At 44.1% G+C, this 19,398-nt stretch carries 23 protein-coding genes; 20 read left to right on the top strand and 3 right to left on the bottom strand.

Annotation, left to right across the window (positions count from 1 at the left end):
* The first annotated feature begins 525 nt into the window (after positions 1-525).
* From ABF87_RS09140 to ABF87_RS09125, 4 genes are all read left to right on the top strand, one after another.
* Positions 526-843: a hypothetical protein gene (locus tag ABF87_RS09140; protein WP_160828825.1), complete on the top strand. Its 318-nt coding sequence runs from the start codon at positions 526-528 to the stop codon at positions 841-843.
* A gap of 103 nt (positions 844-946) precedes the next feature.
* On the top strand, positions 947-2,788 hold the full coding sequence (locus ABF87_RS09135; RefSeq protein WP_160828824.1) for an ATP-binding protein: 1,842 nt from the start codon (positions 947-949) through the stop codon (positions 2,786-2,788).
* Positions 2,785-4,788, top strand: coding sequence for an ankyrin repeat domain-containing protein (locus ABF87_RS09130; protein WP_160828823.1), 2,004 nt, complete (start codon positions 2,785-2,787; stop codon positions 4,786-4,788). Before ABF87_RS09135 ends, ABF87_RS09130 begins: the two co-directional genes overlap by 4 nt.
* Positions 4,789-5,045: 257 nt before the next feature.
* Positions 5,046-5,843 carry a hypothetical protein gene (locus ABF87_RS09125; protein WP_160828822.1) on the top strand — a complete coding sequence of 266 codons (798 nt, stop codon included), beginning with the start codon at positions 5,046-5,048 and terminating at the stop codon, positions 5,841-5,843.
* Between the two features lies 1 nt (position 5,844).
* On the opposite strand, the gene ABF87_RS09120 is transcribed toward ABF87_RS09125, so the two are convergent.
* The gene (locus tag ABF87_RS09120) at positions 5,845-6,303 is read right to left on the bottom strand and encodes a hypothetical protein (protein WP_160828821.1); all 459 of its coding nucleotides are present in this window, start codon (positions 6,301-6,303) and stop codon (positions 5,845-5,847) included.
* A 12-nt stretch (positions 6,304-6,315) separates the two neighbouring features.
* Here ABF87_RS09120 and ABF87_RS09115 point away from each other — a divergent pair, with 12 nt between their 5' ends.
* The 9 genes from ABF87_RS09115 to ABF87_RS09075 all read left to right on the top strand — a co-directional run bounded on the left by ABF87_RS09115 (position 6,316) and on the right by ABF87_RS09075 (position 13,444).
* Positions 6,316-6,453: a hypothetical protein gene (locus tag ABF87_RS09115; protein WP_160828820.1), complete on the top strand. Its 138-nt coding sequence runs from the start codon at positions 6,316-6,318 to the stop codon at positions 6,451-6,453.
* A 9-nt stretch (positions 6,454-6,462) separates the two neighbouring features.
* A complete protein-coding gene (locus tag ABF87_RS09110) occupies positions 6,463-7,095 on the top strand; it encodes a recombinase family protein (RefSeq protein WP_160828819.1) in 633 nt (210 codons plus the stop codon).
* 181 nt (positions 7,096-7,276) lie between these two features.
* The gene (locus tag ABF87_RS09105; RefSeq protein WP_160828818.1) at positions 7,277-8,047 is read left to right on the top strand and encodes an amidohydrolase family protein; all 771 of its coding nucleotides are present in this window, start codon (positions 7,277-7,279) and stop codon (positions 8,045-8,047) included.
* Positions 8,048-8,509: 462 nt separating this feature from the next.
* Positions 8,510-8,677 (top strand): CopG family transcriptional regulator, encoded by a 168-nt coding sequence (locus ABF87_RS09100; protein ID WP_205012679.1) that lies wholly within the window; start codon positions 8,510-8,512, stop codon positions 8,675-8,677.
* A 33-nt stretch (positions 8,678-8,710) separates the two neighbouring features.
* On the top strand, positions 8,711-10,093 hold the full coding sequence (locus tag ABF87_RS09095; RefSeq protein ID WP_160828816.1) for a toll/interleukin-1 receptor domain-containing protein: 1,383 nt from the start codon (positions 8,711-8,713) through the stop codon (positions 10,091-10,093).
* On the top strand, positions 10,093-11,646 hold the full coding sequence (locus ABF87_RS09090; RefSeq protein ID WP_160828815.1) for a hypothetical protein: 1,554 nt from the start codon (positions 10,093-10,095) through the stop codon (positions 11,644-11,646). The genes ABF87_RS09095 and ABF87_RS09090 overlap by 1 nt, the downstream gene beginning before the upstream one ends.
* 230 nt (positions 11,647-11,876) lie before the next feature.
* The gene (locus ABF87_RS09085; protein ID WP_160828814.1) at positions 11,877-12,341 is read left to right on the top strand and encodes a mobile mystery protein A; all 465 of its coding nucleotides are present in this window, start codon (positions 11,877-11,879) and stop codon (positions 12,339-12,341) included.
* 6 nt (positions 12,342-12,347) lie between these two features.
* A complete protein-coding gene (locus ABF87_RS09080) occupies positions 12,348-12,938 on the top strand; it encodes a mobile mystery protein B (RefSeq protein WP_160828813.1) in 591 nt (196 codons plus the stop codon).
* Positions 12,939-13,030: 92 nt separating this feature from the next.
* Positions 13,031-13,444: a recombinase family protein gene (locus ABF87_RS09075; protein ID WP_160828812.1), complete on the top strand. Its 414-nt coding sequence runs from the start codon at positions 13,031-13,033 to the stop codon at positions 13,442-13,444.
* A gap of 134 nt (positions 13,445-13,578) precedes the next feature.
* Here ABF87_RS09075 and ABF87_RS15295 read toward each other — a convergent pair whose 3' ends face one another.
* A complete protein-coding gene (locus tag ABF87_RS15295; protein WP_275689462.1) occupies positions 13,579-13,713 on the bottom strand; it encodes a hypothetical protein in 135 nt (44 codons plus the stop codon).
* Here ABF87_RS15295 and ABF87_RS09070 point away from each other — a divergent pair.
* From ABF87_RS09070 to ABF87_RS09045, 6 genes are all read left to right on the top strand, one after another.
* Positions 13,712-14,380 carry a DNA methyltransferase gene (locus ABF87_RS09070; RefSeq protein ID WP_160828811.1) on the top strand — a complete coding sequence of 223 codons (669 nt, stop codon included), beginning with the start codon at positions 13,712-13,714 and terminating at the stop codon, positions 14,378-14,380. The genes ABF87_RS15295 and ABF87_RS09070 overlap by 2 nt on opposite strands.
* Positions 14,381-14,685: 305 nt before the next feature.
* Positions 14,686-14,952 (top strand): hypothetical protein, encoded by a 267-nt coding sequence (locus ABF87_RS09065; RefSeq protein ID WP_160828810.1) that lies wholly within the window; start codon positions 14,686-14,688, stop codon positions 14,950-14,952.
* 72 nt (positions 14,953-15,024) lie between these two features.
* Positions 15,025-16,458 (top strand): glycine zipper domain-containing protein, encoded by a 1,434-nt coding sequence (locus ABF87_RS09060; RefSeq protein WP_160828809.1) that lies wholly within the window; start codon positions 15,025-15,027, stop codon positions 16,456-16,458.
* A gap of 111 nt (positions 16,459-16,569) precedes the next feature.
* Positions 16,570-16,896: a metalloregulator ArsR/SmtB family transcription factor gene (locus ABF87_RS09055; protein WP_160828808.1), complete on the top strand. Its 327-nt coding sequence runs from the start codon at positions 16,570-16,572 to the stop codon at positions 16,894-16,896.
* Complete coding sequence (locus tag ABF87_RS09050; protein WP_160828807.1) at positions 16,893-17,399, top strand: SRPBCC family protein; 507 nt, start codon at positions 16,893-16,895, stop codon at positions 17,397-17,399. The genes ABF87_RS09055 and ABF87_RS09050 overlap by 4 nt, the downstream gene beginning before the upstream one ends.
* Positions 17,400-17,430: 31 nt before the next feature.
* Positions 17,431-17,847, top strand: coding sequence for a VOC family protein (locus ABF87_RS09045; protein WP_160828806.1), 417 nt, complete (start codon positions 17,431-17,433; stop codon positions 17,845-17,847).
* A gap of 385 nt (positions 17,848-18,232) precedes the next feature.
* Here the strand turns inward: ABF87_RS09045 and ABF87_RS09035 are convergent, their stop codons facing one another.
* Entirely contained in the window at positions 18,233-18,742 is a 510-nt protein-coding gene (locus tag ABF87_RS09035) for an SRPBCC family protein (protein WP_160828804.1), read from the bottom strand.
* Positions 18,743-18,854: 112 nt separating this feature from the next.
* Here ABF87_RS09035 and ABF87_RS09030 point away from each other — a divergent pair.
* Positions 18,855-19,398: DUF899 family protein (locus ABF87_RS09030; protein WP_160828803.1), on the top strand; the 544-nt coding region annotated here is incomplete at its 3' end.

Genomic DNA, 19,398 nt, shown 5'->3' with positions numbered 1-19,398 from the left:
AATTTCGCATGATGACGATGAAATTCGCTTAATAAATAATCTTTCATTTTTGTACTCATTTTTTTAATAAAGCACCCCGCCGCAAGCAGCGGGGAATTGAACTCGCAGAGATTAAAAAATTACGAAACTAATTTATTTAGTTCGTATATGAGCGCTGCGGATAGGCTGAACGTCCAAATCCATTGCTCTTGCATGATCGATAAAGTGAAACCCGCGCATAACAGAGAGATAGTCAATAATTTAAAAATCAATTTAATCGCCGTCCTAGTTTTCATTTAAAAGCCTCTTTTGATGATTTTTGGAAACGATTTGGAGATTAATCGTGAATACTTGTACGGGGATAGCGCGCTGCATGTACGCATTTTTGTACGGCGTACATTTTTCAAGCTAGGAAACCAAATAAATGAATGACTGCAACGAGTTATGAGGAATCCAAAGAAAAATCTTGCACGTAGCGAATGCTCCGTGCTATGGAAAACTAATGCTTGGAAACAGGTTTAGTTGATAGAGAAGGGAAAATGAGCATTGACACAGAAAAAAACGTTTGGCTCGAAATCGTTAAAGATTAAAGTCAAAGATGATAAAGTCACTATCACTTTCAATGCGCTGAATTGGAGCGCATTACACGCTGAATTACTAAAAACGATAGAGCTTAATGCTGTATTCCAAGAAATTCCTTTTGCCGATCATGTACTAGATGCCTTGAAGCTTAAACTCAAAGACATATCTCCCTCACAAGAAAGTTATGAGCGGACTATGCGTTTGTGTGAAAAAATAGCAGTTGCTGAACAATCGGATCAATGCTCTTCGGTTAATACTCTCGATATTGATGAACCTAGCTAGGTTTAGTATTAATTATAAGCATAAGGTGTATATCCCAATTATCCGTTATTTTTGATTACACTCTCATTCGAGAAAACTCGGATAATAGAGAGTGGAAAGGAATATGGAGTATAAATACACCGCTAAATCAATCAAAGATGCAGGTTTCGAAAACCTTTTTAACGAAATTACTGAATGCGGGAATCGGCCTTGGAATGAAATAAATAAAGAAAAGCGCATCCGTATTAAAGGAGAGAAATATCCAATCTTTCCCCATCCTGAACATCCTGATTACGCGATACTAGATTTCAGCCATTTCTATGAATTTCTGAAATTCAAAGTAGGATATCAATTTGTTGCTTTTAAAAAAGTAATGGATAACCCTAATCAACGATGGGGAACTTTTTATCGCGGACAACATAGAGTAATAGGGTCTTTCAAGGTACAGATGGCCTTTTGTACCGCCGCACAATTTTTAGAAATTGAGTTAATTCTTCTAATTGCAGAATTTCTCAAAGATTGTGAAATCAAAAAAATACGACTTTTCTCACATACTCTATATCAAGAAGCCATAAATGGTTTTCTTCTTGAAGCCCCTCAACTGGTTAAGCAACTGAAATCAGAATCAGCACAAATCTTTACTCACGATGCTCTAAAGCAACAGAATGGGCAAAAGGCATCAACAAAACAAAATGAAATTGATTTTACTTCCAATGTTGAAAAATCCCTTATCCAAGCTAGCGATAAACATATCTTTCAAACTATCGAAACTAATGGATTTTGCATTTCAAAAGATATAACGGATGGTGTTTATAATATTGAGCATGGTCAGGGAGAAAAGCATCTCGCCATACCACAAACTCAATTTTACGGGATACATGAAATCGCAAAACTTCTTGATTGGCAACAACATCTCTCACCCTTCATAGGCCGAAAAGATGAGCTTGAAAGCTTGCGACAATGGCTCGAGAGTGAACTTTCCCCAAAAAGCATCATGCTTCTATATGGAGAAGGCGGAGTGGGAAAAACTCGATTAGCTTTCCATTTTGTAAAGCAAGTTCAAGCACAAGGATGGGGGGCGGGCCGAACTACAACCGAGAATTTTGTTGGCAATTGGCATTCTGGCCAAAAAGGTTTGTTGCTGGTCATTGATTATATTGAAGAGCGGACAGACGCGGTTGTGGGCCTACTGCGTGCTGTAAGAAATTTTGATGAAAGTAGCAATAGCGGAAAAAAACTCCGAATTTTGCTTCTCAGTCGTAATCCTCATTTCATAAAAACAATCGCCGCTAAAGCTTCAATTAAGCACATTGAGAAGATATTGCTTAAAAAACTTCATGAAGAAGAATCTTGGAATATTTTTGAAGGAAGTTGGAAAAGATTAGAAGAATTAAAAATAAAACATCAATCACCAAGTATTAATCGTCAACCATCACTTCCTGAGAGGTTTGATTTTTTAGAATGGCAAGAAAGAGACCCAATGCACAAAGTACCCATATTTGTCGTTGCTCTTGCCATTTACTTGTTTAATGAAAATTGCAATACGAATAAACCCATTTTTAAATTGCGAAGCGGAGAGATTATTCGTTATCTAAGTGAAAGAGAAGAAAGGCTAATTCGCAATGAAGTGGAGAAGTATAATAAGGATAATTTCGCCTCAGACATCATGGAAGTAGAAGGGGTTCTATTACTCAAAGCTGTTGCTACGGTTACAAATGGACTAGATAGCCATCAAATTAATGCTCTCACCAAGCGCCTTGATATTAACAGGATTAACTATTTCCCACCTAAAGTGAGTGGATTGTCAAGATTAAGCCTATGGGTCGACAACAAAATTCAGGCACTGCAACCGGATATTCTGGCGTCTGATTTTCTTGCATATAGTCTTGAAAAATGGGCCAAGCCTCATGAGGGGCATTGGATACTTGCTGCTGCTGGCGAGCCTGACACAGAGAGTGCTAAATGAAATCTAAAGCTAGAGATGCTCAATTAGAAGCAAGTTTTTCCAGACTTGGGCGTATTGTTTCCGATTTAAAAACAAAATTAAAATCAGACTGGCCCATCGAGGAAATTCTGCTTTCTGAAATGGAGAATAAACCCCAGTACATCAACTGGATCGCAGAGAAATTACCTAAGAAAAATCTGAGTCCAAGTCTTAGAAATTTAGTCAGCAAGGCTTTAACTGAAGCTATAAGACTTACAACAGATGAAGAAATGAAAGAGCGATATTTTTTGGAAAGAATGAAAATATCAGTGCCGGATGACAATAATCCAGAGCAATTTGATATATATAAATCTCTTGTAGATTTGAAAGATATAAAAAAATTTCTGAAGAATAAAAAATTTCGAGGGAATGAAGAAGATTTATTAGATTTTCTAAATACTTTATCTGTTATTCACAATTCCAGAGGTAACGGGACTGAAGCATTTAAAATTATTAAGTACGCAGTCTCTATTAACGAAAAACACGCGCAAGAAAATTTCGAGGCTTATGGTGCAAATTTAGCACACAGTTTGATAATACTATCTTTTTTATGCCAGCAAAATGGCGAGGTAGGCAAATCATCAGAATCCCTTAGTCGTGCGGTAGAAATTCATCAAAAAACACCGATGAGTAATTTCTACGTTGTTTTGGCATTAATGCTTGCAAGCTGGTATGAAAACAAAAATATATTCAACATATTGAATGAAAATTCAGAAGGTATGCAACTCAATTTTGATTCTATCTACAGTATTATGGAGTTTGCTTGTCGGTCCGGATTCGAAGAGTTGGTTGATTTTATTTTGCGCCATGGAGGTAATGTCAACATGATGAATCCCGAAGGATTTACTCCGCTGATGTGGGCAAGCATGGAAGGAAATTTAACCATTGCTAAGATGCTTCTTGATGCTGGTGCCAATATCAACGCATTGAATAATGATGGTCGAACTGCATTGATGTTAGCTAGCAAAAAAGGAAATGAGTCCGTTGTTGATTTACTCATCAAATTCGGAGCAGATTATATTTTTTCTGATTTAGAAAATGCCACAGCATTAGAACTTGCTTGTTTTCACGGCCATGAAGATGTAGCAAAATTATTGATTCTTGCCGGATCAGAAATTACAGAATTTGATGCAGGCAGGCTAGATGGTTTAATGTATAGAAAGGTACAAGGAGAAGAGGTTTCTGTACAAAACTTTCTAAGTAATTACTTTGAAAATCAGCCCTATTTTCCTGACTTTTTTTATCCATTATTTTCTGGTGATTGGAAAGTCTCAAGTGTTAAAGAAGCAGAAAAAATCTGCCATGTCATTATACACTCAAAATATAACCACTTCCTTTTAAAAAATGACCTATATAGCATACGCTCTATCTCCCCTTCGTTTTGCCCAGATGGGAAAATATTTGAATTTTTGTTTTGTTCAAAACCCCAGTTTAGCAATTGTGAAATCAATATAGATGAGCAAGAGGAGGAAGCCACAAATTTCCAAAAGTTTAGTTCTGTTATTGTTCTTCTTATAAATGAAGACATATATCTTCCGAGCAACATGCAAACAGTTACTTCATTGGTTAAAAATAATCTAATTGTTATCAACCAAGATACAGCACTTGATTATCTACAGTTCGTCGTAACTTTTTCTGATTTTTTTGCTGGGGTTTTTAGAATATTTCCCGGCTTGGAATATTTACCATCTGCAATGATTAAAAGAGATGATGGTTCCAAGGAACTACAGTTAAAGCCAAAAGTTTCGCTATCTGCTGATAAGCAGTCAATACTTATAAAAAACTGCGTTCTACTATTTCGTGGTGAAATGGGCTGGGCAGATTTTTCGGTTTCTTTCAATGGATACCCAGGAGCAGCATCTCCAAATGATGAAAAACAGACTATAAACATTACCTTTGATACTCACATTCTTGAAAGATCAGAGAAGTTTAAGCGCGGTATTCGTTATTTTAGGTTAATTGATTCACCACACCTTAAATGAGGCATTGTTAATTTTTTGAATTTTTATATTTGTAATTTTCATCTTTCTAAGTCGGTTTTATTAAGCATTTTTTAATCAATTTTCTATAGTATATTTACGGAAAGTACATTAAAAACACTGGGAGGTAGGGACATTGGGGCGTGGTGTGCCTGAAATTTCATTGATAGTGGTTCAGAATAACAAGGTTATTCTGAACCATGGATATGCTATAGCATATCGCGAATTTTCGGTAACGCTATTCTCTCGCGGAGCCGCCAATGGTTAAGCCGACCGACGCAGAATTGCTGGTTTCCGGTGGATTAACGAATATCTTCTTTCATTGTGATACCTGCCTGTCTGACGACGATTTCAACCGTCTGCGCCATCTGGAATTTCTCGACAAAGAAAATCAACTATTGCAAGGTCAGCTTAGCGGTTCCATTGCTGGCGTTATCGAGCGGGGCTCTATAGCGAGCAGTAATAAATCCAAGCAAGAAGAAACCCGCAGAACCAAGGAACGTGAAATGGCGCAGTTTATCAAGCTGGTAGAACAAATCCGCGCTTCCATCGAACGGATGGAGGCCGATATTAGAATCCTGAAAGCTTCATTCGAAAAACGCGACGGCGATGCATGGCGTGAAAAATTAGCACTCAGGATTTTGGAAGCTGACGCTATCCCGCAGCAAGAGGCTGATGAAAAAATAGAAACCTATCGCAAACGTTTAGAACGCCACCTCATCAACGAAATGCTCAATCCCGATGGCACGATCAAGGATAAGTACAAGAATGATCTGAAACACGGCGACTACGCAGAATGGGCGCAAAAGCAATTCCATCTGAATAGCGCCAAAGCGGCTGTTGCCGAATTAGATGATGACAACACCAGCTTGCAACGCAAAGAACAAATCCTCGATGAAATGAAACAACGCGGCTTCGTCCAAGAAATGGTTTTTGCTGATCGGGTATCTGAAAATATGAGCACCCAAAAATCAGTACGCGATGCTCGCGATAATCAACGTGATACAGCACTTTCACAGAGAGAGTCTTTCAGTGGGGTCATAAAATTCACTTCATGAGTTATTGAAAAACCGGATTCTTATTTGCCGCCAGTTTGGCTATACCCGCAACTTGTTCACGTACATTGTCGATTAGAAATAATCCCTTAGTTCCTCCACGAACATGAAATGCAATCCCAGTAGCAGGTGCATCGTTTTGTTCAAAGAAAAACTTGATATTCGTCATACCATGCTTTTTAAAATCTCGTGTAAGCACTGTCTTGATTTGATCGTCCGTAACACGCGTTTGCGTTCCCATGGCAACTGAAATTCCCACACCGTTCGGATTCTTCTCCGACCATTCACTTCCGGCAACATCGACACATGGCTGTTTCCAGCACGAAATGTAATCTTCTTTGGCTGAAAGCAATGTCTCTTGCGCGAATGTAGCATTGCTGCAAAACACAATGAGCAATACACAGAAAATCACTATGCATTTGTTGATAAGTGATTGATTTATTGTGTCATTATACTGTGCCAAAAGGGAACCATTTTGGCACAATTTGCATATCGCTTTATCGAAGGAAAAGCAGTCGATTTTGCGCGTTATTCAGCGCAATTTTTCCATTTTGAATTGACGGGAGAAGATTATGAAGGTAAGCCAAAAAGGTTCCATTTTGTCTATCGTTAAGGAAGTGAAATGTACAAAGAGCGCAATCACCCGCCCGGGAATTCTGGCCGCATTATCGGTTATGCCCGCGTATCAACCGAGGATCAACATCTTGATCTTCAGATCAACGCTTTGAAACTGGCCGGGTGCAATGCCATATTTGAAGATCGAGGCATATCAGCAACTGCTAAACGGCGACCCGGCTTTGAAAAGGCTTTATCCCATTTACAGACGGGTGACGTTTTTGTGGTGTGGAAAATGGATCGTGCTTTTCGCTCGCTTAAAAACGCCCTGAACATTCTGGAAGAATTTGAAAACCGTGCGATTGAATTCCGCTGCTTGACCGAAGACATCGACACGACCACGCCGATGGGTAAATGCATGTACCAGATACGCCATGCGTTTTCGGAACTGGAGCGCAATCTTATCCGGGAGCGTACTAAGGCGGGAATGGAAGCGGCCCGGCAACGCGGGGCACGTTTGGGCAGGCCAAAGAAACTGTCACGCTGCCAGATCATTCAGATGCAGGGGTTGTTACAACGTGAGCCTGAAATCACTCCTATTATGATTGCAGATCAATTCGGTGTTTCTTTACGCACGATCTACCGTGAGCTTTCACAATATGCCAAGGTTGAGGAAAGGCTACCGATCAATGCCGGATAGCAGCGGAGCCACAATCGATCATTACCGTACATACATGAGAATGTACGGTGAAATGCTGCAAGATTTATCTCATTCCAGAAACTACATCATTTATTTGATCGATAATAAAGGATTGAGCGAATTTGAAACTGGGCTACGTACCCTGATCGAGAAATCTTTGAAATGATATTGGGCGAAATTTATGTCGTTAAAAAACTTCAGGCTTTTTGATGCACATCTGCATATTATTGATGGCCGTTTCCCATTAATACCTAATAATGGTTATCTTCCACCTAATTTTACATGTGGAGATTATCTTAACCGTATGGAAGCCTATGATCTCGCGGGTGGCGCGGTAGTATCGGGTTCTTTTCAGGCATTCGATCAAACCTATCTGATTGATGCGCTAAAACGGCTTGGCTCTTTGTTCGTAGGTGTTACCCAAATTTCTGCCTCGGTTTCAGATGAAGAAATTCTCGAATTAAATCGCGCTGGCGTTCGAGCAGTCCGGTTTAATATGAAACGTGGAGGGTCAGAGGAGACCAAATATCTCGATAGCCTTGCAAGACGGGTTCATGAACTTGCCGGATGGCATGTGGAGTTATACGTCGATTCTCAAGAATTAAACGAGCTTTATCCTGTATTTATAGCTTTGCCCGCTATTTGTATCGATCATCTAGGGCTTTCAAAGGCAGGTTTTTCCACTTTGCTTAAACTCGTTGAGAAAGGTGCTCATGTGAAGGCAACAGGTTTTGGCAGAGTTGATTTCAAAATAGAAAGCGCACTCAAAGACTTGTTTTCCGCCAATCCAGATGCCTTGATGTTTGGCACCGATCTTCCATCCACTCGTGCTCCGAGACCCTATGAAGACAATGACTTTTTATTGGTTATCGAAACGATAGGTGCAGAAAACGCGGATAAAGTTCTTTTTACCAACGCTGTGAATTTCTATCGTCCTGAGAAAATCAGTTAACGAGATTTTTTCAAGAAGGCGGCCAATCGTTTTTGTATTACACATCATGCTTGTACTACCTCACTTCCCGCTACGCGCAAGCTGTGCGTTGTACTACAAATGTTCCATTTTTCCGTCCAACGCAGCTTGGCAAGGGAGACGCTGCGCTCTCCCGTTGCATCCCTCTGGCTCGTGGCGCTTCCATTTATCACTTTCGCGCCATGCACCGTCTAGCCGTTGCATCACCAGTCGGGAGGAGCCTTCAAGCTCCCCCGACACCCCCATGACCAAGGGAGAATTCTATCTCCCTTTGGATACCCATCGACCATCCTGCGCGGATTGGATACGCGTCAACGTTGCCGTTGGATCGCGACCGGCTCTTGTCTCAGTGTTGCAATCCTCTCTATAGCCGATTGCACCGGAGTGGTGTAAAGTGGTGCAAAATCGATTCTAGAGATTTCTATGCCACCAACCAGCCACAAATTGATTCGACGAACTAAGGCCAACATTGCATGCCGGACGTCGGTAACATTTCCTCCTGAACTTTACGAAGCGCTAGAGGCCATCGCCCGAAGCAAGAAAGTCTCCATTGCTTGGGTCGTTCGCGATGCCGCTGAAAAGTACGTCGCCAACGAGACATCCCGGAAGTAAATAGGATCAGAGCATGGATGATGGTAAAGAAAAATGACGAAGATCGTCGAAACGGTAACGCGCAATATCATCTTCATCAGCAAGGCGACGCCGGGTGATGACGAGTTCGTTCTATGGCTTGCTCCACGTCTTGAGGCTGCGGGCTATATCGTATTTGCCGATGTACTCAGCCTGGAACCAGGAGACCGCTGGCGAAAGCAGGTCACCGGCACGCTTCAGAACAAGGCCATAAAGATGCTTCTTTGCTGCCGTGACTCATCTCTTGATAAGGACGGTGTCCAAGAGGAAATCGGTATTGCCTTAGATCTTGTCAAGGAGCTTGACGATCCTCGCTTTATCATTCCCCTACGTTTGGAAAATTTTAAAAAGATATTCGGAATTGGCGAGCTTCAATGGATCAATTTTGTTGGTAGCTGGGCTAACGGCTTGCACGAACTTCTCGAAACGCTAGAAACACAAGGAGTCCCGTGCTCGACAATTCCCGTAATCAACCGAGATTGGGAGAGCTACAGGAATCGCCTAGCCATTAAGGTTGAGGATGCGCCGGAAGTGCTCACTTCGAATTGGCTCCGGATCGCCAGTATCCCTGACATTATTCGCTATTTCCAACCAACTGGTTCTATCAATCACGCGCTGATGGAAAACGCCTGTAGACAGGGGCCGTTTCCTTCCGCAATACATCTACGGGGATTCTTTTCATTCATGTCGCTAGACGAGGTTCAGCGAGCTTTTGCGAACGTCGGAAGGTTTGAGGTTCACTCCGAACACAAGCTCCTTGAGTTCATCGCTGTCGGTAGTACAGCTCCAACGATGCATCCTCGGGAAGCCCAGAACATGATCACATCTATGTTTCGGCAGAGCTGGGAAAGCTTTTGCCGAAGTCGAGGACTATATGAGTATGCGTTCTCCCAGCAACTCGGGTTTCATGTTTCCGAAAATCAAATGCCATTAAAAAAGCGGATTTCTTGGGGGAAGCAGGATCAGCGCCGCAACTCCATGCTTCGCAACTCTGCTGGTGGTAAAGTTTGGCAGTATGGTGTCTCGGCCAATTCTTCGTTTTGGCCGTTTCCACATTTCAAGATTAAATCAAGGGTTTTGTTCGCCGAACTGGTGGGCAAAACCACCGGCAAGGTTTTCGATGATCCCGATCAGCAGCACCGGCTGCGGCGCAGTATCTGCAAGGGCTGGCGTAACAAGGCATGGCACGGACGACTAATGGCCTTTCTTGAATTGCTTTCGGAAGAATCTCAATACATTGAGCTTTTGCTATCCGGCTCTGCGTCAATCAAGATCGACGCAACTCCTCTGCTGGTAACTTCACCTGTTACCACGATCTTGGCGGACGTCATGGCGGATGACGCGGAGGAACAGGATTTGACGACACTTGGGAACTTCCACTTGGAGGAAAATGAGTAATGGATCTTCCTGAAAAATCGATGGAGGTTGTTTACATACCGGAACCGAATCTGTCTTTCGGGCATGGGCAAAGTACGGATCATCCCAAGGATGGATTATTTCTTTATGGGCCGCATTCTGGTCCTGCGCAATCGCGCGAAGTTAAGATCGGTGTAATCGGCACGACGATTGGCTTAGGCTATTTCAGGAGCTGGGCAATAAAACTTGGTGGTTTTATCTCTATTCCATCAAAGGGGAAGTTGGACAAGGAGCACCGGCTCCATCTCTCAAACTTCCCCGGACTTGAGGAAGCATTTGGTTTACGGATAAACCCCGGAGAATTTGTCCAGCGGAAAATTGACCTAGCGGCGCTCGATAACGCCACTAAAACTCTGAACCAGCATGAGGCAGTGAAGAAAGCTGTGGATCTTTACCTCAAAGAGATCGAGCACCACGACAAGAACGAAGAACGTACTGTCGATATTTGGATATTTGTTCTGCCGGAATTGGTGTTCGAGCGCTGCAAGCCGCTTTCCCGGCGCTCCGGTCTGGAATTGAAAAAGGGCGAATTCCTGAAGACTCAGAAGAAAAAATTGAACCTGCCGCTCTTTGCGGACATCATCAATCAAGATGATGAAGCCATTTTTGATGACGTGCCCGATTTTCATCGGCAGGTAAAGGCCCGCCTCCTTAAGCTCGGCCATACATCTCAACTTCTTCGCGAAACGACACTAGCGCCGGATCAGTTCGTGAACAAGGCGGGATATCCTCTACGAACTTTGCAGGAGCCAGCTAGCGTCGCATGGAATCTCGCGACCGGGCTTTACTACAAGACGCAACCGGAGCCACCGTGGAAGCTGGCAAACGTTCGGCCCGGAGTTTGCTACATCGGTCTTGTATTCAAGATGATTCCGAATGATGGAAGAGAACATGCGTGTTGCGCTGCTCAGATGTTTTTGAACGAGGGTGACGCAGTTGTGTTTCGCGGCGCAAATGGTCCGTGGAAGACGGGAGATTATGATTTCCATCTTAAGGCACCAGAGGCCAAGAGGCTGATTTCCCGTGTTCTTGAGACTTTTAAAGACAAGCACGGCACTCCGCCGAAAGAATTCTTCATTCACGGTAAAACTACGTTCAATGAGGAAGAATGGAATGCCTTTGCCGAAGCAGCACCACCAGAAACAAATGTGGTCGCCGTGCGGATCAAGACAACAACCGGAGACACAAAACTATTTCGGAATGGGGACTATCCCGTCCTGCGCGGTACGGCCATCATTCTTGATGATAAGAATGCCTATTTGTGGACTACAGGTTTCGTCCCGCGTCTGGATACCTATATTGGTCCTGAGACGCCCAACCCGCTTTTCGTTACGATCCTACGCAGCTCCGGCGAGTCTCCAAATATTCGGACAGTCCTCACAGATATCATGGGCTTAACAAAAATCAACTACAACGCTTGCAACTACAGCGACGGACTTCCTGTAACCGTGCGCTTTGCTGGAAAGGTTGGTGATGTTTTGACAATGGGTTCTGCAAAGGACGCTGAGAAACAGCCCCTGAAATTTTATGTCTGAATGCAGTGGAGGAGCGATGAATAAATTTCATCAAATGCACATTTCTCTGAGATTAGGGGAAGAATTTATTTATACCTTCACACATAGTATGCGCGCTTAAGGCTTCGGACGACTTTGTTTATGGTGATGCCCATGACATATATCATGAAAAAGTTCATATATATATGTTTATAAATTATTGATTTGTTCATATCTATGTATTAGTATATCTTCTACAAGGACATATTGATATGAACATAAATCAATCACTATTAGCTCGAAAGCAACTGGAAAGACGCCTTGCGCCACTACGTGAAGCTAAGATTACCGCACCGCCACGGGGATGGATAAAGGCTATCCGTGAAGCACTTGGTATGACTGCTCGACAATTGGCTGCACGCATGGGGGCTTCTCCTTCACGCATTCCGGTGATCGAGAAGGCGGAAGTCACAGGTGCCACTACAATCAAAACCATGCGCGAAGCTGCCGAAGCGATGAGCTGCACTTTTGTTTATGCCTTCGTGCCGACAAAACCGCTCGACGAGATTTTACGTGAACGTGCCAATGAGAAAACACGCCAAGATATTGCCCGGCTCGACCATACCATGCGGCTGGAAAACCAAGCCTTGCTCAAAGCTGATCTTGACGATGAACAACGGCGCATGGTCGAACTCATCCTGTCGGGATCGCTGAAAGGCTTATGGGAGGATAAGTAGATTGTCATGCCAGACCCATTATTTGTCGATGACGATGAAGCCAACACACCTCTTACTGCTGAAGAGCGCAAGCAGCTTATTCCTGCCTATATCACATTACGGCACGAATTAAACGAGGCCGAGCAGATTAACATCGGCCAAGCATTGCGTTGGACTTCCAAACGCAAGCGGGATGTGCTTGACCAGAATTTCTTGCGTCAATTACACAAGCGAATGTTCGGCGATGTATGGCGTTGGGCGGGACAATACCGCACGACCGCCCGTAACATTGGCGTTGACGCTTACCGGATTACAATGGATGTGCGTCAAACTATTGATGATGCCCGTTATTGGGTAGAAAACAAAACTTATTCGCCTGATGAAATCGCTGTGCGTTTTAGCCATCGCCTTGTTGCGATCCATCCGTTTCCAAATGGAAACGGTCGTTTTTCAAGACTGGTGGGCGATCTTCTCGCGCAGCAGCTTGGACAAGAAGCATTCACATGGGGTCGAACCAATCTGATTGATGCAGGAGAAACCCGTGCGCGTTATATTGAAGCCTTACGTGCCGCCGACAATCACGACATAAAGCTGTTGATGCTATTTGCACGTTCATAGACAACGGGCGGAATACACTGGGTAGGAAAAAATCTCTACAAGCACAGAAAAAAACCTTGTATGTGTTGTCTGATATAAAATGGATGTAGTCCATGATGAACCAAACTACGCAAAGAGCCGTAATCTATTGCCGTTCCGCCTGCATTGCATCCGCGCAGAAAGAAGGCGACAGCATCGATCCCCAACTAACCCGTTGCCGGGAATTCGCCAAGCATGAAGGCTATGAAATATGTGCAGTCTTCAAGGACGAAGGCGTTGGAGGTAATGTTACTCAACGTCCCGGCATACAATCCATGCTCAAATACTTAAAGTCACACCGTAGAAATAATATGACGGTAATTATCGACGATCCGGCCCGTCTTGCCCGCGGGATGGAAGCGCTTATCAGCTTGCGCACTAAAATTGCCAACATGGGAGCAAAACTGGCTTCGCCCGGCATCTCATTCGATGAAAAGCAGAGTGCTATACTGGCCGAACACCTGTTGACAGTATCCCGGGGTTCATAGCTTTGATCTTCATAAAATAATCTCTGTTGGCAGTCGAAGGCTGCACTTCATTCATTCTTTGTTTGAGGCGCTTTTGGCGAACCCATTTCCTCTCATTGTTTCCTGAGATTTAGCCGCAACCTTGGCCGGATGCGTCATCCGGTCAACAGGCTGCCCGCTCCATTCGCTTGCGCTCCCGTGTTACCTGTTTCGCTGCGCTGACCGTCTGCCTTTATCCTCCGGCCTTTTCGTTTCGCGTCCTCAGGAAACAACGAAAGGAAATCGGACATGAACAGCTTTCAAATAAACCGCATCATTCACGGTGAAGCTGCTGCGAAACTGGCACAAATGCCAGACCAGTGCATCGACCTCATCATCACAGACCCACCCTATCTCGTCGGATATCGCGACCGCCATGGCCGTACCATCGCAAACGACGAAAACCCGGATGCCGTTTTGCCAACCTTCCCACAAATGGCTCGCGTCTTGCGCGATAACCGTTACATGATCCTGTTCTGCGGCTGGAGCGCAATCGATCAGTTCAGCACCTCATGGACGCAGGCAGGTTTGCGTACCGTTGGCCAGATATTCTGGCACAAAAACTATACGTCCAGCAGTTGGCATACCGAATGCCGTCATGAATCCGCATGGCTTCTGGCCAAGGGTTTTCCAGCTAAACCGTCCATGCCTGTCAGTGATGTGCAGGAATGGATCTATAGTGGCAACCGTAATCATCCTACCGAGAAGGCAGTGGATATCCTGACTCCGTTAGTTCGTGCCTATTCAAAACCCGGCGACGTGATTCTCGATCCATTCTCCGGGTCAGGCAGCACCAGTGTTTCCGCCGCTCTCAATAACCGCCGTTACATCGGTATAGAGCTGGATAAAGGTTATTGCCAGCATGCCCGCAGCCGGATTGCCGGTGTCATGCGCTATCGGCAGCTAATGGCGACATGACAGTGTCGCTACATTTCCAATTACTGACGTTAATGCAGAAAATATTGAGCGAATTCAACATTATGATAACGCCATGAACGAGTTGGTATATTTTGAGCCAAGCGTAGAAAATAAACAAAAAACCTCTAATAAAATCCAGCATAATTTGCCAAAATGTTAGGAAAGTCTTAAAAATAATGGCTTAGGATATTAACAGGATGAAAACGATGAGCATAAAAAGCACATGGGATGAAAGGGTGATCGATTGAAAAAATCCCATCCGCTGATCGTCAATCCTATTTGCAAAGCGCCAAGAGGAAAGGCCCATGAACAATCCAAAATATAAATATTTCACCAACGGTGTCTGGCCGATCCGGGCAATATTGTCTGGAAATGGCGACCCTTATAGTTTTAAAGGTACAGAAACTCCGAATATTGACACCGGAAGCATGCAATTAGATATGCGTTGGCTCTCCAAAATTGATACCGACAAGAATGGCGGTATCGAAGAAATAACAAAAGAAGAGTTCGACCGGATGGTCGTTGATTTTTTGAGTCAAAAAAAACTAATCTCCATTCGCCGCCGGGGATAAGCGGTATGGAATAAAAGATGTTTCGGTGAAATTGAATAATAAATTGCTGAAACAATAAAAACAGGGTGTGGAATGGAAGGTGGTATAAAACGGCATCAACCGGATTTATCCTTCGATGAGCTGTATAAACAGGCGCAAGTCTCTGCCCCTATGCTCGAAAATATAGGGCAATCCATTCTTGATCGTTTAAAAACCCAAAATCCAGAAATATTTGAAACCGTCATTTTTGAAATGGGTCCAATCAAGACCCGTGACCGTGCGCTTGATAAAATTAGTGGTGATTATGGTGGCGATTTACGGCAGATCAAGGATCTGGTGCGCGGACGGTTCGTTGTCGATACGCCGGAACAGATAACGGCGATCAAACAGGCGATACTGGAAAAGCTGGATGTTGATTCCATGACGGATAAATATGCCGAACCGTCGTCAACTACCGGATACAGGGACTTGAACACAAAGATTGCTCTTGAGAATGACCATATTGCTGAAATTCAAATTCAACAACGTGACATGCTGCGCGTTAATAAACCGACGCACAATCTCATGGAAGAGATTCAGAAAATAGAACGACATGCTGAAATAGAGAATAGAACGTTAACAGAAGAGGAAATTTTCAAGAGAGATGCATTAAGAAACCAAGCCAAAGAACTCCACAACGCTGCTGCGCATGACGGCAACCTGAATTCGCTTGTAAAACCGGAACTGAGAGAGCAGTTCACCCATAAGGGTGAGCTCGACGCCAAGGGAAGCGCCTTGGGTAAGCTAGCCGAAACCTTCGGCAAACTCGGCAAGAACGGCGGTGTTATTGCTGGTGTGGCACTGGGTACGCTCTCGGGCGTGTTCACGTTGGCGGCGGGCGGATCGAAGGCCAAAGCCGCACAAGTGGTTTATGAGGCCGCCGTGCCGTATGGCGAGACGCAGATCGATCTTGCACACGGCGATTTATTAGCGGTTGAAAAATCGGCTATCGTTGAAACGGCCTCCAATATCGGTTCTCTGGGCGGAGCCGCAGCCGGAGCGGCCATCGGCACGATGATCTTGCCCGGCATCGGAACAGCTATCGGTGCCGGTATCGGTGCGCTAAGCGGCGGAGTCAGCACCGGCTATATCACGGAAAAAATCCATGACAATTATGCGCAGACCGAAAACGAAACAGTTCGTCTTGCGCATGAAGCCTCTGAGAGTTTGAAAAACGCCGTGCAGAGAACGAAACAGCTTCTGGCAGGATGGTTTGATGAAAAACCGGTGCTTGACGCAGGGGCGGCTTTTAACGCCCTGCCGGGTAACGTTAAGCCCGATATGCCGCCGGAAGTCGCAGCCCTTGTCGAGGTCAAGGCGTCCCGGGAATTGTTTGAAAAAAGCTTTGCGGAGATCGAACAACATGGCGGCCTGTCCGAAGTGCAGGCTTATATCGAAGCACACCCTCTGGAGGCCAGACAGCCTGTACTTGCTGTCGGAAATCATCCTGTGCACTATGTGCACTCACCCGTTCCGGGATTGAGATAACGAAAAGAAACTATACCGTATAGCTTCCGTTTCATCCTCGGGTTTGAAAGCTATAATTTGCATTTATTAATTAATTATTGACTTAATTAACTTACTTCTTAATAATAAGCCATGGATAAATTTGCAGCCCTTACGGAGCCGAATCGTCGCCGCATGATCGAGCTAATTGCAGTCAACGGCGAAATATCATCGACTGATATCAGTGATAAGTTTGATATCAGTGCACCAGCAGTTTCTCAGCACTTGAAAGTTTTGCGGGAGGCCGGGCTGGTCTTTGTGAAAAAAAGGGCTCAACAGCGAATATATTCCATTAACCCTACGGGGATTAATGAAATGTGGGAATGGCTTAATCAATTGCGCACGCACTGGAATGCGCGTTTTGATGCGCTCGATGCCTTGCTCTTGAAGGAACATAATAAACCGAAAGGAAAAAAATGATGACACCGATTGATGCTCAACTGGATCTTGTAATTGAACGGGAATTAACTGTGCCGGTAAGTCTGGTTTGGCGTGGCCTGACCGAGCCCGATCTTCTCAAACAATGGTTCTGCCCCAAGCCTTGGGGGGTATCGGATTGCCGTATCGATCTTCGTCCCGGCGGAGAGTTTTATACGGTAATGCATGACCCCGAAGGGAATCAATATCCGTCAACGGCTTGTTTTCTGGAGATTGAAAAAGAGAAACATCTGGTTTGGACGAGTGTTTTAGTCACGAATTACCGTCCCGCCACGCCTGCAAAGGACACTGATAAGGAATGCTCTCATCTTGCGATGACTGCTATCATCGATTTGGAGCCAACTTCTTCAGGCACCCGATATAAAGCGCATGTCATGCATAATACCCATGAGCAAAGAAAAGCGCATGAGGCCATGGGATTTCATGAAGGCTGGGGAACAACCATTACGCAACTGGAAGAATTGCTGGAACAGAAACAAATATAGTACTTCCATACAATCCAAATAAAGGAAAATTATGAAATCATTAACTCCCTATTTAATGTTCAAGGACAATGCACGTGAAGCGATGGAATTCTACAAATCCTGTTTCGGTGGGACATTGGAGGTAATGACCTTTGCCGATTCACCAGAAGAGATGCAACCGCCGGGACTGAAGGATAAAAATCAAGTTATGCATGCGTGCCTGACATCAGGCGATCTGATTCTTATGGCCTCGGACGATCCTACAGGCGGACCGGATATGGGCAATCACATTCATCTCAGTGTGAATTGCGAAAGTGTCGGGCAAATCGATAAACTGTTTGTTGCACTTAGCAAAGATGGCAATGTGATCATGCCACTGACTGAAACGTTTTGGGCAAAAAGATTCGGTATGCTGGTGGACCAATACGGTTTCCACTGGATGCTAAATTATCCGCTGGAAAGCAAATAATGACTTGATGAGGCAATAAAGAATGGCAAGATAAGCTATTCATTTTCTCTCATCTTCCACAAATGATTTCAATCTGGACAATGCCTGATCCCACTGCTCCGATACAAACCCCAAGTACTCCTCAATATCTTTGAATGGTCGCAAGTCTAAATGATATAACTGCTCACGGCCATTCCGGGTCGAATGTACCAAGCCAACCCCTTCCAATACCCGTAAGTGTTTTGTAACAGCTTGCCGGGTTATTTTGGAGCCTTCTGCTAATTGTGAGATTGAATGTGAGCGACCACTGATAAGCTTAGAAACTAGAGATAACCTAGTTTCGTCACCTAGCGCCGCGAAGACTGACGCATAATTTTGTAATCTCTCGATGCCGTTTTCAGCGTTTCTAGGAAACATACTGTTCAATGCGTTTCATTTGTTCAGTCCATCCGCCATCATTCATACGAAAAGCGGCTTCTTTACGATCACTAGGAATCTTATCGAAACCGGATTCAGTGACTGTAAGAAGTGTACCACCAGGAATTTGTTTCAACTTAAACTCTACAAGCGTTGGGATTTCTTTAGAATAGTCATAGCTTATATCAATTGCATACGGATGCCATGTGTAGGAAAAATAATGCTCGGGTTCAATTTTTTGTACCACTATCTTAAATTTAATCGGTTCGTTTTCAAGAGTGAGCAAGTCTTCTTCTGACATTTCTTCGTTATTTGCCGCACGCGCAGCTTTGAGGCAAGCAGGATCAGCGATAACCCCCTCCGATTCCTTTCCTTCAATAAAGGGATTTTGCAGATTAACCCCAAACCATTCTCCGAATTCTTTATAGTCAGTCAAAGCATGCCAGACTTTAGAAATCGGCGCTTTCAATTCAATCTGTTTTTCAATGTAATTACTCATAAACATTTCCTTGTAACTGTAATATGCAACTATTAAGTTGCATATTACAGTTTATGATGTAAAATGCAATCCATAAGTTGCGATATTGCTTTTAAACAGACAGGAGATGAACATGAAAAATCCAGTTGTTTCGCACGACGAATGGTTGAAAGCACGCATTGAATTGCTTGCCGCCGAGAAAGAATTCACGCGTCAGCGTGATGCTCTGACGCAACGCCGAATGGCATTGCCTTGGGAACGTGTGGAAAAATCTTATCAATTCGAGGGGTTGCATGGGACCCTTTCACTTGCCGATCTTTTTGACGGGCGCTCCCAGTTGATTATCTATCACTTCATGTTAGCTCCCGATTGGGAGGAAGGATGCAAATCCTGTTCCTTCTGGGCCGATAATTTCAATGGAATCCCGATCCATCTCAATCATCGCGATGTAACATTTACCGCTATTTCACGCGCACCATTAGCGAAGATTATCGCTTACAAGGAACGTATGGATTGGAGTTTTCCATGGGTCTCATCATATGGGAGCGATTTTAATTTCGATTATCGCGTATCGTTTACACCCGAAGAGATTACCGCAGGTAAGGCATATTATAACTACGCGATTCAACCTAATACATCATCGGAAAAAGAAGGGGTCAGCGTGTTCTATAAAAACG

This window comes from Nitrosomonas sp. JL21 (assembly GCF_009833095.1).
Lineage (GTDB): Bacteria > Pseudomonadota > Gammaproteobacteria > Burkholderiales > Nitrosomonadaceae > Nitrosomonas.
This window is presented reverse-complemented; position numbering and strand designations above follow the sequence as displayed.